We start from the raw sequence: 14819 nt of genomic DNA, 5'->3' as shown, positions 1-14819 counted from the left end.
CATGTCATGTGTGACAGCCTTTTTAATAATACATGAGATTAGGTAAGGAGTATATAAATGACAACATATAAAGCAATTGCACTTGATATTGATGGAACATTAACAAACACGAAGAAAGAAGTAACACCAAGAACCAAAAAAGCGGTAAGTCGTGCCATGGAAGCAGATAAAGTAGTTATTGTAGCATCTGGTAGACCAACAGCGGGTATTCGTGGTATTTCTGATACATTAAAGTTAGAAGAAAAGGGTGGATATATTCTTGCATTTAATGGAGCAAGAATTATGAACTGTAAAACCCGAGAGGTGATCTATCAGAATATGTTACCACAGGATATGATTCCGGTTCTTTATAAAGAGGCAGTAGAACATAATGTGAGTATCATAACTTATGAAGGGGATGATGTAATCTGTGGTTGCAATCATGATAAATACGTAGATATTGAAGCAAAGATCAACAATATTAAAGTGAATGATGTGGATAACTTCGATCAGTATGTGACCTTTGATGTGAATAAATGTCTTATGACAGGGGACCCAGAGAAATTAGCTATATTAGAAAAAGAGATGCAACAAAAGTATGGAGACAGATTAAGTATCTATCGTTCCGAACCCTTCTTCCTTGAATTCATGCCTTTGAACGTGGATAAAGCTAATTCCTTGGCACACCTTTTGGAACACCTAGGTTTGAAACGAGAAGAATTGATAGCAATTGGTGATGGATTTAATGACTTATCTATGATTAAGTATGCTGGCTTAGGTGTGGCTATGAGTAATGCACAGGAAATAGTAAAAGAGAACGCAGATAAAGTAACGAAATCCAATGAAGAAGATGGGGTTGCGCATATTATTGAAGAGTACTTAACAGCGTAGCCAACCGGATTACGACTATCCGTTTAACTCCTGTAATCAAGAGTCTATGGAGGAAGTATATGTTTAATATAGAAGAAGAATTGAAGAAGCTTCCTGCGAAACCGGGTGTCTATATCATGCGTGATAAACATGACACAATTATATATGTAGGTAAAGCTATAAGTTTGAAAAATCGAGTGAGACAGTATTTTCAAAGCAGTCGAAATCTAATGCCCAAAATCGTAAAGATGGTATCGAAAATCGATCACTTTGAATATATCATAACTGACTCCGAAGTAGAGGCATTGGTATTAGAAAGCAATTTAATCAAAGAACATATGCCAAGATATAATACCATGCTAAAGGATGATAAGAACTACCCTTATATTAAAGTAACGGTACAGGAAGCATATCCAAGAGTCATGATGGCAAGGCAAGTAAAGAAAGATAAGGCGAAGTATTTTGGCCCATATACAAGTGTATTAGCCGTTAAAGATACTCTTGATTTGCTTCGTAAGATATATCAGATTCGTACCTGCAATCGGAACTTACCAAGAGATATAGGGAAAGAAAGAGCATGTTTATACTACCACATTAAGCAATGTAGTGGTCCGTGCCAAGGTTATATATCAGAGGAAGAATATAGGGAATCCATTGATCAAATTATTGATTTTCTAAACGGGAACTTCAATGAAGTTTTATCCATGTTAGAGAAGAAGATGATGAATGCCTCGGAGAATATGGAATTCGAGGAGGCAGCGGGCTACCGTGATCTTATGAATAGCGTTCGCCAAATGGCACAAAAACAAAAGATTACCAATATGTCAAATCAAGAGGATAAAGATATTATTGCGTTTGCAAGAGCGGGAGATGAAGCAGTAGTACAAGTATTCTTTATACGTAATGGTAAGTTAATTGGAAGAGAACACTATCATCTAACAGGTGTAGAGAATGATACAAGAGAAGGGGTTATGACTAGTTTTGTAAAGCAGTTCTATGCAGGGACGCCATTTATTCCGAGAGAATTACTTCTACAAGAGGACTTAGAAGAACCAGAATTAATTACAGAATGGTTGAGCGCTAAGAGAGGCCAAAAGGTATATATTCATGTACCGAAAAAGGGTGAGAAAGAAAAATTAGTGGAATTAGCGGAGAAGAATGCTTCCCTTGTATTACAGCAGGATTCTGAGAAGATTAAGAAGGAAGAACAACGAACAAAAGGTGCCATGAAAGAGATCGAGAACCTGCTTGGATTAGATTCGATTAAAAGAATTGAATCCTTTGATATCTCTAATATTAATGGTTTTGAATCTGTTGGGTCCATGGTTGTATACGAGAATGGTAAACCAAAGAGAAACGACTATCGTAAGTTTAAGATTAAGTGGGTTACTGGAAGCGATGATTATGCTAGTATGAACGAGGTACTAACGAGACGTTTTATTCATGGTAAGAGGGAAAAAGCGGAGTTGCTTGAGAAGAATATGGACTTAGAACATGGAAGCTTTACTAGATTTCCAGATTTAATTATGATGGATGGTGGTAGAGGTCAAGTGAATATTGCCCTTAAGGTTATGGAGGAATTACATTTAACTATACCGGTTTGTGGTATGGTTAAGGATGATAATCATAGAACAAGAGGATTGTATTTTAATAATATAGAGATTCCTATTGATCGGAGTAGTGAAGGGTTTAAGTTAATAACGCGTATTCAAGATGAAACCCATAGATTTGCTATCGAGTATCATCGGTCGTTACGAAGCAAAGGTCAAGTTCATTCTATATTAGATGATATACCTGGTATTGGACCAAAGAGAAGAAAGGAATTAATGAAGAATTTCCTTTCGTTAGATGCAATCAAGGAAGCTACAATAGAGCAACTTAGTATTGTGCCTACGATGAATGAAATGGCTGCGAAACAAGTATATGAATTTTTTCACAATAATGATGATGAAAATGCCACAAAAAGTAACAATTGAAGTTGAAAAAATAGTGTGTTAGAATGTACTTTATGGAAGTAGCAAAGCTACTTGAGAGATAAAGAAAATATTAGATGGCGAAGGAGATCATGTATGTATACAGTAGATTTGAAAAAATTAGTTGAAAAAATGAAACTTGTGAATTATACGCCAGATCTTAACATTGATGACATAAAGATTACCCAAACAGATGTAAACAGACCAGCTTTACAGCTAGCAGGATTTTTTGATTATTTTGATTCTGATCGGGTTCAAGTAATTGGTAATGTGGAATATGCCTATATGCAAAAGATGGAGAAAGACCATGGCGTTGGTATTATGACTAGATTATTAGATTATAAAGTTCCTTGTATTGTATTCTGCCGTGATATTGAGATTGAGCCAGATTTAGTAGAATTAGCAACTAAGAAAGGTGTTCCATTATTCAGAACAGAAAAACCAACATCTGCATTTATGGCAGAAGTAATACGTTGGCTTAAGGTTGAATTAGCTCCAAGGATTTCAATTCACGGAGTTTTAGTTGACGTATATGGTGAAGGTGTTCTTATCATGGGGGAAAGTGGTATTGGTAAGAGTGAAGCAGCGCTAGAATTAATCAAGAGGGGACATCGTTTGGTAACAGATGATGTTGTTGAGATTAAGAAAGTAAGTGATGAAACCTTAATTGGTACCGCACCAGATATTACACGTCACTTTATCGAACTTAGAGGTATAGGTATTATCGACGTTAAGACATTATTCGGTGTTGAAAGTGTTAAGAATACACAATCAATTGACTTAGTTATTAAATTAGAAGAGTGGAATAAAGAGCAAGAATATGATCGCTTGGGATTAGACGAACAATATACAGAATTCCTTGGAAACAAAGTGGTTTGCCACCAGATTCCAATCAGACCAGGTAGAAATCTAGCTATTATCGTTGAATCGGCAGCTGTTAACTACAGACAAAAGAAGATGGGGTACAATGCTGCTAGAGAATTATATAACCGTGTAACAAACAACTTGATGAAAAAGGAATAAGTTAATATCATATAGCTGTTCAAAGCGCCATGGGTCGACCAAAGAGGCGCTTGATACGGTTATGTATATAACTACATATAAGGAATATAGCAATTAGCTACTCCTCGAAAACTTCAAGTGCGAAGTTAGAGTAACTGGTTAGAGTATCATAAGCCTCTCGTAAAACTTGACTTCGTCAATTTGCACATATAAAACTCGACTAATGTTATGTCGAACGTAGTTCGATGAGCAACTGTATGAAGTCGTTGGTACTTAGGCTCTGTACTTTAGAGCCTTATGTACCACTACGAACTTTATCCAAGCGAGAGCGTGTTGCGAGTGAACAACGTTTGACATAACATGTTCACACATAAAATTGCGCAAATTGACGATTCAAAATATAAAAGGGGCTTTTGACACTCTAACCAGTAACTAAAAGAAATGTTTGGAAAGGAAAGAAGTATATGAATAAGTATTGTTTTGGTGTTGATATTGGAGGAACTACAGTTAAGATTGGTCTATTTACGACAGATGGAACTATTGTTGATAAATGGGAGATTAAGACAAGCAAAGAAGATGGCGGAAGTAGAATATTATCAGATGTTAGCGAATCATTATCTGAAAAGATGCAAGAAAAGGGAATTACAAAAGACGAAATCGAAGGAATTGGAATTGGTGTACCAGGTCCAGTAGATGACAAGGGAACAGTTCTTACTTGTGTAAATCTTGGTTGGGGAACATTCAATGTTGCCGAAGAAGTAACGAGATTAACAGGTATTACGAATGTGAAAGCAGGAAATGATGCGAACGTTGCAGCATTAGGAGAAATGTGGCTTGGTGGTGGTAAGGGCTACAGCGATATGATTATGATTACACTTGGTACAGGTGTAGGCGGTGGTGTAATACATAATGGGAAAATCATCACTGGAACAAAGGGCGCAGCTGGTGAAATTGGACATATGCTTGTAAATTATGAAGAAGAAGATCCTTGTAATTGTGGTAGAAAAGGTTGTCTAGAGCAATACGCTTCAGCTACAGGAATTGTGAAGGTAGCAAAACGTTTATTAGCAAAATCAGAAGAAGAATCTACAATACGTGATAAAGAGAATCTATCCGCTAAGATGATTTTTGATGCAGCAAAAGAAGGAGACAAAATAGCTACAGAATGTGTTGAAGAACTTGGCTGGTATCTAGGAGTAGCATGTGCCAATATAGCAGCGGTTGTAGAACCAGACGTATATGTAATTGGCGGAGGGGTATCTAAAGCAGGAGTGATTCTTCTTGATGTAATTCAGAGACATTATGAGAAGTATGCGTTCCATGCACATAAAGATAAAGAGTTTAAGCTAGCTGAACTTGGTAATGATGCTGGTATCGTAGGAGCTGCAAAATTAGTTATTAATTAATAACAATGTACAAAAAAAGATTGGATTTATATAAGAAAAGGACATTCGTGATAATGATATGTCCTTTTCTTGTAAATATTAATAAAAAAACACCAAAAACAAATACAATTATATACATTTACGGGCGGTTTTAACAGTTAAAAGTAAACTTGTTATAATTTTAATTTTTTTAAAATAGTAATTAAAAAAAATAAATTTAGTTGAAATAAAGAATTAAGTATTGTATTATAACAATGTACTAACGAATAAAAATTGTAAAAAATGACAGATTATACTGTTGTTAAGATGAATAAAGGATTCATATATTTATATAAATTAGAATTGATTAAAGAGGTATTATTTTGAATGATATAAATCAGAAATTAAAGGCGATCTTACCTGAAGAAAACATAGTAAGAAATGAACCGCTTGCAAAACACACAACATTCAAAATAGGTGGACCAGCAGAGTACTTTGTTACTCCGGAGAATGAGGACCAACTAAAACTAGTTATTAAGGTGTGTAAGGAAAGTAATATACCATATTATATAATAGGTAAAGGTAGTAATCTATTAGTTGGGGATAAAGGTTATAAGGGTGTAATAATTCAGATATATAAGAATTTTGATTGGATAAAAATTGATAAGAACATTGTTACGGCAGGAGCAGGTGTTATGCTTTCTAGATTAGCTACCCAGGCGGCTGAACATAACCTAGCAGGTTTACAAGGAGAATGTGGTATTCCTGGAACTCTTGGTGGAGCAGTAACTATGAATGCGGGAGCGTATGGTTATGAGATTAAAGATTATATCATATCAGCAACTGTATTAAACCAAGAAGGTGAGATCTTCACACTGAATAAAGAAGAATTACAATTAGCATATCGAACTAGTATTGTACAAAAGAATTCTTACATTGTAATAGAAGCAGTTTTTGAGTTACCTTATGGAAATAAGGAAGATATACTAGCAGAGATAACAGAATTTAATAGAAAACGAGTAGAAAAACAACCATTAGAATATCCTAGTGCGGGAAGTACATTCAAACGTCCTGTAGGTTATTTTGCAGGTAAACTTATCATGGACTCTGGGTTAGCAGGATATCGTGTTGGTGATATTATGATATCAATGAAACACTGTGGATTTGTTGTAAATGTGGGAAATGGTACTGCAAGTGAGGTTAGGCAGCTTATAGAAGATGTACAACATATTATATATGAAAAGCATCAAGTTATGTTAGAACCAGAAGTACGTATTATAGGAGAATTCTGAAAGTAATTATCATATAGTTGTATTGGTAGAACGTAGGAGGTTTTATCTTGAGGTTTGTAATCGTTACAGGGATGTCAGGAGCTGGTAAGAGCTCTGTTTTGAAGATGTTGGAGGATATCGGCTTTTTTTGTGTTGATAATCTACCAATCCAGCTTATTCTGAAGTTTGCTCAGCTTGCATATGATCAAAGTTCGCAGCTTGATAAAATAGCATTAGGTATTGATATCCGTAGCGGGCAAGCATTAGAAGGCTTGAATGAGATACTCGTTGAAGCAATAAGCAAAGGATATTCATACGAGATACTTTACCTTGATACTGTGAATGAAGTTCTTGTTAAGCGTTTTAAAGAGACAAGAAGGAATCATCCCTTGTCTGGGAATGGCAGGGTAGATGCGGGAATTGAATTAGAGAGAGAAAAGTTAGAATTTCTTAAAAAACAAGCAGATTTTATAATAGATACAAGCCAGCTTTTGATTCGTGAACTTAAAATTGAAATTAATAAAATCTTTGTTCAGGAGCAGGAATATGGTAACTTCTATATAACTATTCTTTCTTTTGGTTTTAAGTATGGAATACCAACGGATTGTGATTTGGTATTTGATGTACGCTTTTTACCGAATCCATATTATGATCAAGAGTTAAAGCCGCAGACAGGTAATGACAAACCAGTATATGAGTATGTAATGTCATCACAAAAATCAACTGAATTTCTGGACAAATTAGAAGATATGCTTGAATTCTTAATTCCAAATTATATAGAAGAAGGAAAGAATCAATTAGTTGTAGGCATAGGTTGTACAGGTGGAAAACACCGTTCGGTATCCATTGCGAATGCTTTAAGCGATAGACTATCTAAGTTAGAATACGGATTAAAAGTTGAGCATAGAGATATTAAAAAAGATGCACTACAAAAGAAGCTAGTTTGAGGTGAATAACAATGTCATTTTCAAAAGATGTAAAAGAAGAATTATCGAATCAAATTAATTCGGCTAGACATTGTCAAATAGCAGAAGTTGCTGCTATCATTAGTTTATGTGGTAGAATTTCTATTTCCGTAAGAGATGAATACATGATTAAGATCCATTCTGAAAATCTTACAGTAGTAAGAAAGTTTCAAAATTTGTTAATAGCAGCTTTTCATGTACGACCTGAAATAATAGTAAGGCAGAAGAAATATGAGCGAAATATTGTTCAGACTTCCGAATTAAGAAGTGACATGGAAGAAACATTAAAAAAGGGCAATATTTATATTGCTATTGTTAAACAATCTGATATTGCTAAGAATATATTAAAAGCAACCAGGTTAATAACCGAGTATGGAGATATTAAAGAAAATTTATCCATTGTTGATAATATTGTTGTCCAGAATACTTGTTGTAAGAGAGCATTTATCCGAGGTTCATTCATATCATCTGGATCCATTAGCGACCCAAGTAAAGCATATCACTTTGAGATAGCCCTACCAACAAGGCCAAAAGCTGTTCAATTACGAGAAATGTTGAAGGTTTTTGGAATTGAAGCAAAAATTGTTCAACGAAAACGGTATTTTGTAGTATATTTAAAAGAAGGTTCTCAAATCGTCGACTTATTAAATGTAATGGAGGCACATATTGCCTTAATGAATTTAGAAAATGTGCGAATACTAAAAGAAATGAGAAATTCAATTAATAGGCAAGTTAATTGTGAAACTGCCAATATTAATAAAACCGTTGCCGCTGCTTCTAAGCAAGTGGAAGATATCCTATTTATCAAAGAATTAATTGGATTTGGTGAATTAGATGAAGGACTAGAAGAAATAGCAACCCTTCGATTGGCTCACCCAGAAGCATCCTTGAAGGAATTAGGGCAATTGCTTAGCGTACCAATTGGTAAATCAGGAGTTAATCATAGATTAAGAAAATTAAGTATTATTGCAGATAATTTAAGGGAACACAAGGAGGAGAAGTTATGATTACAAAACAAATAACAATTAAGATTCCAACAGGATTAGAGGCTAGACCAATTGCTTTACTTGTTCAAGTAGCTAGTCAATACGAAAGTAGTATTTATGTAGAAAGTGAAGAAAAGAAAGTAAACGCCAAGAGTATTATGGGTATGATGAGTCTTGCTATTGCTGCTGGTGAAACAGTTACAGTTATCGCTGATGGAACTGATGAAGAAACAGCTATGGAGAACATTGAAAAGTATTTAAGTAGCAAATAGTTGGTAATAAAGGAAAAAGGCTATAGTAAAAGTTGATTGATGATCTACTTTTACTATAGCCTTTTTTGGTACGAGGGTAAATATGCATAGTTTGGCGAAAAACCAATGATGGTATGATTTGACTATGGTGATAACGGATGATACTATCAATATGTAAAATATATACAAATAATCAAGCGGGAGGAATATGTAATAGAGTGAAACGTATAAAAGGTTGTGTCATTGTAGCCACTTGTATGCTATGTGCAAGTCTTCTACACGGGTCGATGTTCAAGAATGTTACGATGAAGGCTAAGGAATATGTTAATGCACAAATTATGCAGGTTAATACGGTGGAAGAATCAAAAGTGAAATCTGTCGTAGTAAGAGATAAAGGTAATAAAGTGATAACATCAATAGCTAAAGTTTATCCCAGTGTACATATGGAAATTAGCGAGGATCAAGTAGGAATCAAAACTGCTGAGGTTATGCTAGAATTTTCAGAAGAGAGAATAATGGAATTATCACAGGAAACGTCCGAACAACAACCACTCAAAATACATATAGAATGCCCTACAGCAGCAATTAAGGAATACATACAAACATCAGAAATAAATCAAGTTAACATAACAATACATATACCAGATTCTATTATGAAAAAAAGTAATATACAGTTAGAAGAGATTATGCTTAGACAGGATGCAATTGCAACTCTTATAAAGAGTGAGAAAAGCATAACAATACGTATCGTGGGAAATGATAAAATAGTTAGATATGCTTGGTCTCTTGTTGGAAAACAACAAGGGAACCAAGAAAGAAAGGTTACAGATCTAAATCTTATGTTACGAGTACGTACAGCAACGGAGATAGAAAGTAGTATTATTGAACAATTCTTTAATGAAGCAAGAAATAAAGAATATCTAATAATTGAATTTTTACAAAAAGGCGTATTTACTGTACAAGCGAAGGTGAGCATAGCACTTGATTATGTAGTTATAGTGGACCGTGGTGATCGGCTAAAACCCTTACCAAGTAACTTAAAACACAATAGGAATACTGCATATAGAGTGGATGTTAATGGACGGATTTCTCTGAATATAGCAGAAGGAGATGTTTATTTTTTTGAAATCATTCACTAGCTTTCAAAGTAATTGGAGAACATTTGTACTAGTAATGCTATCAAAAAAATGGTATGATAATAGAGAAAATATACGGATTTAGATAGATTAAGGTCGAAGGCGCCAATTGGGGCTCGCTTCTAAGAGAGTGTTTTGGTGAATTACTACGTTACGTCCTTGTCTTACACCAGAAACACATCACTTAAGGAGGAAATCATGAACTTTACACACTTACACGTCCATACCGAATATAGTTTGCTAGATGGATCGAATAAAATAACAGAATTAATAGCTAGGGTCAAAGAATTGGGAATGACCAGTGTAGCTATAACGGATCATGGTGTAATGTATGGAGTAATTGACTTTTACCGAGCTGCAAAGGCACAAGGCATTAAACCAATCTTAGGTTGTGAAGTGTATGTTACTTCAGGATCACGATTTGATAAAGAAAATAACAATAATGTTCGTTATAATCATCTTGTGTTATTAGCTGAGAATGATACGGGCTTCCATAACTTGATGAAGATTGTGTCCAGAGGTTTTACAGAAGGCTTCTACTATAAACCTAGGGTGGACTATGAAATATTAGAACAGTACCACGAAGGAGTAATTGCATTAAGTGCCTGTTTAGCGGGTATTGTTGCAAGTAATCTTAGAAAAGGTTTCTATGAAGAAGCGAAGAAGGAAGCATTACGCTTACAGGAAGTATTTGGTGAGAACAATTTCTTCTTAGAGATACAAGACCATGGAATTCCAGAGCAAAAGACGGTAAATCAAGGTATGCTTAGACTAAATCGTGAAACAGGAATTCCACTTGTTGCGACGAATGATATTCATTATACTTTAGCAAGTGATGAAGAACCACACGATATTCTTCTATGTATTCAGACACAGAAGAAGGTTGAAGATGAGAATCGTATGCGTTACGAAGGGGGACAATATTACGTGAAGTCTCCAGAGGAGATGGAAGAAATATTTCCTTATGCGAAAGAAGCACTTGAGAATACCAATAAGATTGCCGAGCGCTGTAATGTTGAAATTGTATTTGGTGAGTATAAGCTGCCAAGCTATGATGTTCCAGACGGATATTCTGCATGGGATTATCTTCAGAAATTATGTAATGAGGGATTAGAAGTGCGTTATCCAGATCCTTCGGATGAACTTAGAGAACGTTTGGCTTATGAATTACAAACCATTCATAGCATGGGGTTTGTTGACTACTTTTTAATTACTTGGGACTTTATTAAATATGCAAGGGATCATGGTATTATGGTAGGGCCAGGACGTGGTTCAGCGGCTGGTAGTATCGTTTCCTATACCCTTGGTATCACGAATATTGATCCAATTAAATATAATCTACTGTTTGAGCGATTCTTAAATCCAGAACGTTTAACAATGCCCGATATTGATATCGATTTTTGCTTCGAACGTAGACAAGAAGTAATTGATTATGTTGTACGCAAGTATGGTAAGGACCGCGTGGTGCAGATTGTAACCTTTGGAACAATGGCAGCCAAGATGGTTATACGTGATATAGGACGAGCACTTGATTTACCATATGCCTATGTAGATAGTGTTGCCAAGATGATTCCAACAGAACTTGGAATTACGATTAAGAAGGCAATTGATATCAATCCTGAGTTGAAAGCCTTATATAATTCCGATGAACAAGCAAAGTACCTTCTAGATATGTCAATGAAGCTTGAAGGATTACCAAGACATACTTCAATGCATGCTGCGGGCGTTGTAATTAGTAAGGCATCTATTGACGAATATGTACCGTTGTCTAGGGCATCGGATGATACCGTTACAACCCAGTTCACCATGACAACGTTAGAAGAATTGGGACTATTAAAGATGGACTTCCTAGGACTGCGTACGTTAACGGTTATACAGAATGCAGTCAGGTTAGTGAATAAGAAGTTACCAGAGGATAAACAGCTCGATATCGATCAGATTGACTATGCTGATAAAGGTGTATTTGAACTAATTGGTTCTGGTAAAACAGATGGTATCTTCCAGCTAGAAAGTGCTGGTATGAAAAACTTCATGAAGGAATTAAAACCGCAAAATCTTGAAGATATAATTGCTGGAATCTCCTTATATCGACCAGGTCCAATGGACTTCATACCAAAGTATATACGAGGTAAGAATGAACAAGATTCCATTGTATATGAGTGCCCACAACTCGAGCCAATTCTCGCACCAACGTATGGCTGTATTGTATATCAAGAACAGGTTATGCAGATTGTTCGTGATCTTGCGGGATATAGTTATGGTCGAAGCGATTTAGTTCGTCGTGCTATGTCTAAGAAGAAAGCTTCGGTAATGGAAAAAGAACGTCAGAACTTCGTATATGGTAATGAAGCGGAGAGTGTTAAGGGTTGCGTAAACAATGGAATACCTGAAACAGTTGCAAATCATATCTACGATGAGATGACAGACTTTGCAAAATACGCATTTAACAAATCTCATGCAGCAGCATATGCCGTTGTTTCTTATCAAACAGCATATCTAAAGAAATACTATCCAGTAGAGTTTATGGCTGCACTAATGACATCGGTAATGGATAATCCATCAAAGGTATCAGAATATATCTATAGTTGTAGACAGATGGGGATTCAGATTCTTCCGCCAGATATTAATGAAGGAGAGGGGAATTTCTCTGTGGCAGGTACGGATATTCGTTATGGACTTAGTGCAATTAAAGGACTTGGTAAACCTGTAATTGATGCGATTGTAGCGGAGAGAGAGGAGAATGGTAAGTTCCTTAATTTGAAGGATTTTGCGAAGCGACTAACAGGAAAAGAGATTAACAAGAGAACCATCGAAAGCTTTATAAAATCAGGTGCTGTAGATAGTTTACCTGGTACAAGAAGACAGAAGATGATGATCTATGTTAAAGTATTAGAGGATGTGAACCGTGAGAAGAAGGATTCCATCTCAGGGCAGTTTTCCTTATTTGATTTTATGGGTAAGGAAGAAAAAGTGGAAGAGATTCAGATGCCTGATGTGGGCGAATTTACAATAGATATGTTGCTTGGGTTTGAAAAAGAAGTGCTTGGAATCTATGTAAGTGGTCATCCGTTACAAGAATTTGAATCCTTGTGGAAAAAGAATATTACAGCATACTCAACAGATTTTGCATTGGACGAAGAAACAAACTGCGTGAAGGTAGAAGATGGCGAGACAGCCATAATTGGTGGGATGATTACGGCGAAGACGATTAAAGCTACTAGAAACAACTCAATGATGGCATTTATCACAGTAGAAGATTTATTTGGCAATGTAGAAGTAATCATCTTCCCAAGAGATTATGAACGTTATAAAGAGCATCTACTAGAAGATAACAAAGTATTTATTCGAGGTAAGATTACAGTAGAAGAAGACAAACCGGCTAAGTTAATATGCGCTGAGATTATACCATTTGATTCTTTGCCAAAAGATGTGTGGATAAAGTTTCCTTCAAAAGATGCATTCTTATTAAAAGAAAAAGATCTATATGAGTTATTAAGTGAAAGCGATGGGAAAGACCAGGTTATTATCTATTGTGAAGCAGAGAAAGCAAAGAAGCTACTTCCAAAGAGTAGAACAATCCATGCGAACCTTGATTTAATACAGAAATTAAAGGAGAACTATGGTGCTGATAATGTGAAAATAATCGAAAAGAGTATTGAAAAACGTAGAAAAATGGATTAGAATGTAGAAGATTATAAGCAGTTACATGTTAATAGTAATGAATAAAATGAATTTTATTCATTTTGTGCATTCAGCTTTTTAAAAGTTGTATAGCTATACAGTTACTATATATAAACATCTCATGGAGGTTTTTTATTATGGCAAAAGAAATCAATACAATTGGTATTTTGACAAGTGGTGGCGATGCTCCTGGTATGAACGCCGCAATCAGAGCAGTCGTAAGAACAGCACTTGCCGCAGGTAAAAAAGTTAAAGGTATCAGAAGAGGTTACAGTGGTCTGTTAGAAGAAGATATCATTGATATGGACGCGAAAAGCGTTGCAGATATCATATCAAGAGGTGGTACAGTTCTTTACACAGCTCGTTGTGCTGAATTCAGAACAGAAGAAGGACAAAGAAAAGGTGCTGAAATCTGTAAGAAACATGGTATCGATGGTGTTGTAGTTATTGGTGGTGACGGTTCATTCCAAGGTGCTAAAAAGCTTGCTAATCTAGGAATTAACACAATCGCTCTTCCTGGAACAATCGACTTAGATATCGCTTGTACGGACTATACAATCGGTTTTGATACCGCTGTTAATACAGCTATGGAGGCGATTGATAAAGTAAGAGATACGTCAACTTCACATGAAAGATGTAGCATCATTGAAGTAATGGGAAGAAATGCTGGTTATATCGCTTTATGGTGTGGTATTGCTAATGGTGCAGAAGATATTCTTATTACGGAGAGATATGATCATAATGAGAATAGAATTATCAACAACATCATTGAAAAGAGAAAAGTAGGTAAAAAACATCATATCATTATTAATGCTGAAGGTATTGGTGATTCTTATGCAATGGCTAAGAGAATCGAAGCGGCTACTGGTATGGAAACTAGAGCAACAATTATTGGACATATCCAAAGAGGTGGAAGCCCAACATGTAAAGATAGAGTTTATGCATCTGCTATGGGTGCAAAAGCTGTTGACTTATTAAGTGCAGGAGCTACAAACCGTGTAGTAGGTTATAGAAATGGTGAATTCGTAGATTATGATATCGATGAAGCACTTAACATGACTAAGGATATTGATCAATATTTATTTGATATCTCTAAAAAACTATCTAGATAATTTTGTGTAAATTGGGTTAATAAATAAACGAGAGCTGTCACATGAAAAGGGAGGCATTCCCAGTGTGACAGCTCTTTATATAACTTATGAAAACTTCGCACTTGAAGATTCCCTGAGTAGCTAACTGCAACTGTAGTAATTACTTACTCTAAGGGATGTATTTTATGTATGAAGTTTGAGTAACTTATGATAAGTAGGTAAACTACTTCTAAGGAATCATAAATCATGG

The 14819-nt window shown here is 35.5% G+C and carries 11 protein-coding genes; all 11 read left to right on the top strand.

Going from position 1 to position 14819, the window contains the following annotated elements:
* Positions 1 to 57: 57 nt before the first annotated feature.
* The 11 genes from BUB90_RS06665 (at position 58) to pfkA (ending at position 14590) form a co-directional block, all read left to right on the top strand.
* The gene (locus tag BUB90_RS06665; protein ID WP_073285042.1) at positions 58 to 870 is read left to right on the top strand and encodes a Cof-type HAD-IIB family hydrolase; all 813 of its coding nucleotides are present in this window, start codon (positions 58 to 60) and stop codon (positions 868 to 870) included.
* 59 nt (positions 871 to 929) lie between these two features.
* Positions 930 to 2825 (top strand): excinuclease ABC subunit UvrC, encoded by a 1896-nt coding sequence (gene uvrC, locus BUB90_RS06660; RefSeq protein WP_073285039.1) that lies wholly within the window; start codon positions 930 to 932, stop codon positions 2823 to 2825.
* 93 nt (positions 2826 to 2918) lie between these two features.
* Positions 2919 to 3845 (top strand): HPr(Ser) kinase/phosphatase, encoded by a 927-nt coding sequence (gene hprK / locus BUB90_RS06655; protein ID WP_073285034.1) that lies wholly within the window; start codon positions 2919 to 2921, stop codon positions 3843 to 3845.
* 443 nt (positions 3846 to 4288) lie between these two features.
* A complete protein-coding gene (locus BUB90_RS06650) occupies positions 4289 to 5230 on the top strand; it encodes an ROK family glucokinase (RefSeq protein WP_073285031.1) in 942 nt (313 codons plus the stop codon).
* Between the two features lie 341 nt (positions 5231 to 5571).
* Positions 5572 to 6480: a UDP-N-acetylmuramate dehydrogenase gene (gene murB, locus BUB90_RS06645; RefSeq protein WP_330393759.1), complete on the top strand. Its 909-nt coding sequence runs from the start codon at positions 5572 to 5574 to the stop codon at positions 6478 to 6480.
* A 47-nt stretch (positions 6481 to 6527) separates the two neighbouring features.
* Entirely contained in the window at positions 6528 to 7406 is an 879-nt protein-coding gene (rapZ, locus tag BUB90_RS06640; RefSeq protein WP_073285023.1) for an RNase adapter RapZ, read from the top strand.
* 11 nt (positions 7407 to 7417) lie between these two features.
* Positions 7418 to 8431 carry a DNA-binding protein WhiA gene (whiA, locus tag BUB90_RS06635; protein ID WP_073285019.1) on the top strand — a complete coding sequence of 338 codons (1014 nt, stop codon included), beginning with the start codon at positions 7418 to 7420 and terminating at the stop codon, positions 8429 to 8431.
* A complete protein-coding gene (locus tag BUB90_RS06630) occupies positions 8428 to 8682 on the top strand; it encodes an HPr family phosphocarrier protein (protein WP_073285016.1) in 255 nt (84 codons plus the stop codon). Before whiA ends, BUB90_RS06630 begins: the two co-directional genes overlap by 4 nt.
* A 197-nt stretch (positions 8683 to 8879) precedes the next feature.
* On the top strand, positions 8880 to 9800 hold the full coding sequence (locus tag BUB90_RS06625; protein ID WP_073285012.1) for a hypothetical protein: 921 nt from the start codon (positions 8880 to 8882) through the stop codon (positions 9798 to 9800).
* Positions 9801 to 9995: 195 nt separating this feature from the next.
* Positions 9996 to 13478, top strand: a complete 3483-nt coding sequence (locus tag BUB90_RS06620; protein WP_073285009.1) for a DNA polymerase III subunit alpha — start codon at positions 9996 to 9998, stop codon at positions 13476 to 13478.
* Positions 13479 to 13615: 137 nt separating this feature from the next.
* Entirely contained in the window at positions 13616 to 14590 is a 975-nt protein-coding gene (pfkA, locus tag BUB90_RS06615; protein ID WP_073285006.1) for a 6-phosphofructokinase, read from the top strand.
* Positions 14591 to 14819 lie beyond the last annotated feature (229 nt).

Source organism: Anaerosporobacter mobilis DSM 15930, from assembly GCF_900142955.1.
In the GTDB taxonomy this organism is placed as follows: domain Bacteria; phylum Bacillota; class Clostridia; order Lachnospirales; family Lachnospiraceae; genus Anaerosporobacter; species Anaerosporobacter mobilis.
The sequence above is the reverse complement of the archived record's forward strand: the minus strand, read 5'-3'. Positions and strand labels throughout refer to the sequence as shown.

Excerpts from the sequence above, each read along its gene's own strand:
- BUB90_RS06665 (WP_073285042.1), top strand. The coding sequence starts at position 58 with ATGACAACATATAAAGCAATTGCACTTGATATTGATGGAACATTAACA.
- uvrC (WP_073285039.1), top strand. The coding sequence starts at position 930 with ATGTTTAATATAGAAGAAGAATTGAAGAAGCTTCCTGCGAAACCGGGT.
- hprK (WP_073285034.1), top strand. The coding sequence starts at position 2,919 with ATGTATACAGTAGATTTGAAAAAATTAGTTGAAAAAATGAAACTTGTG.
- BUB90_RS06650 (WP_073285031.1), top strand. The coding sequence starts at position 4,289 with ATGAATAAGTATTGTTTTGGTGTTGATATTGGAGGAACTACAGTTAAG.
- whiA (WP_073285019.1), top strand. The coding sequence starts at position 7,418 with ATGTCATTTTCAAAAGATGTAAAAGAAGAATTATCGAATCAAATTAAT.
- BUB90_RS06630 (WP_073285016.1), top strand. The coding sequence starts at position 8,428 with ATGATTACAAAACAAATAACAATTAAGATTCCAACAGGATTAGAGGCT.
- BUB90_RS06620 (WP_073285009.1), top strand. The coding sequence starts at position 9,996 with ATGAACTTTACACACTTACACGTCCATACCGAATATAGTTTGCTAGAT.
- pfkA (WP_073285006.1), top strand. The coding sequence starts at position 13,616 with ATGGCAAAAGAAATCAATACAATTGGTATTTTGACAAGTGGTGGCGAT.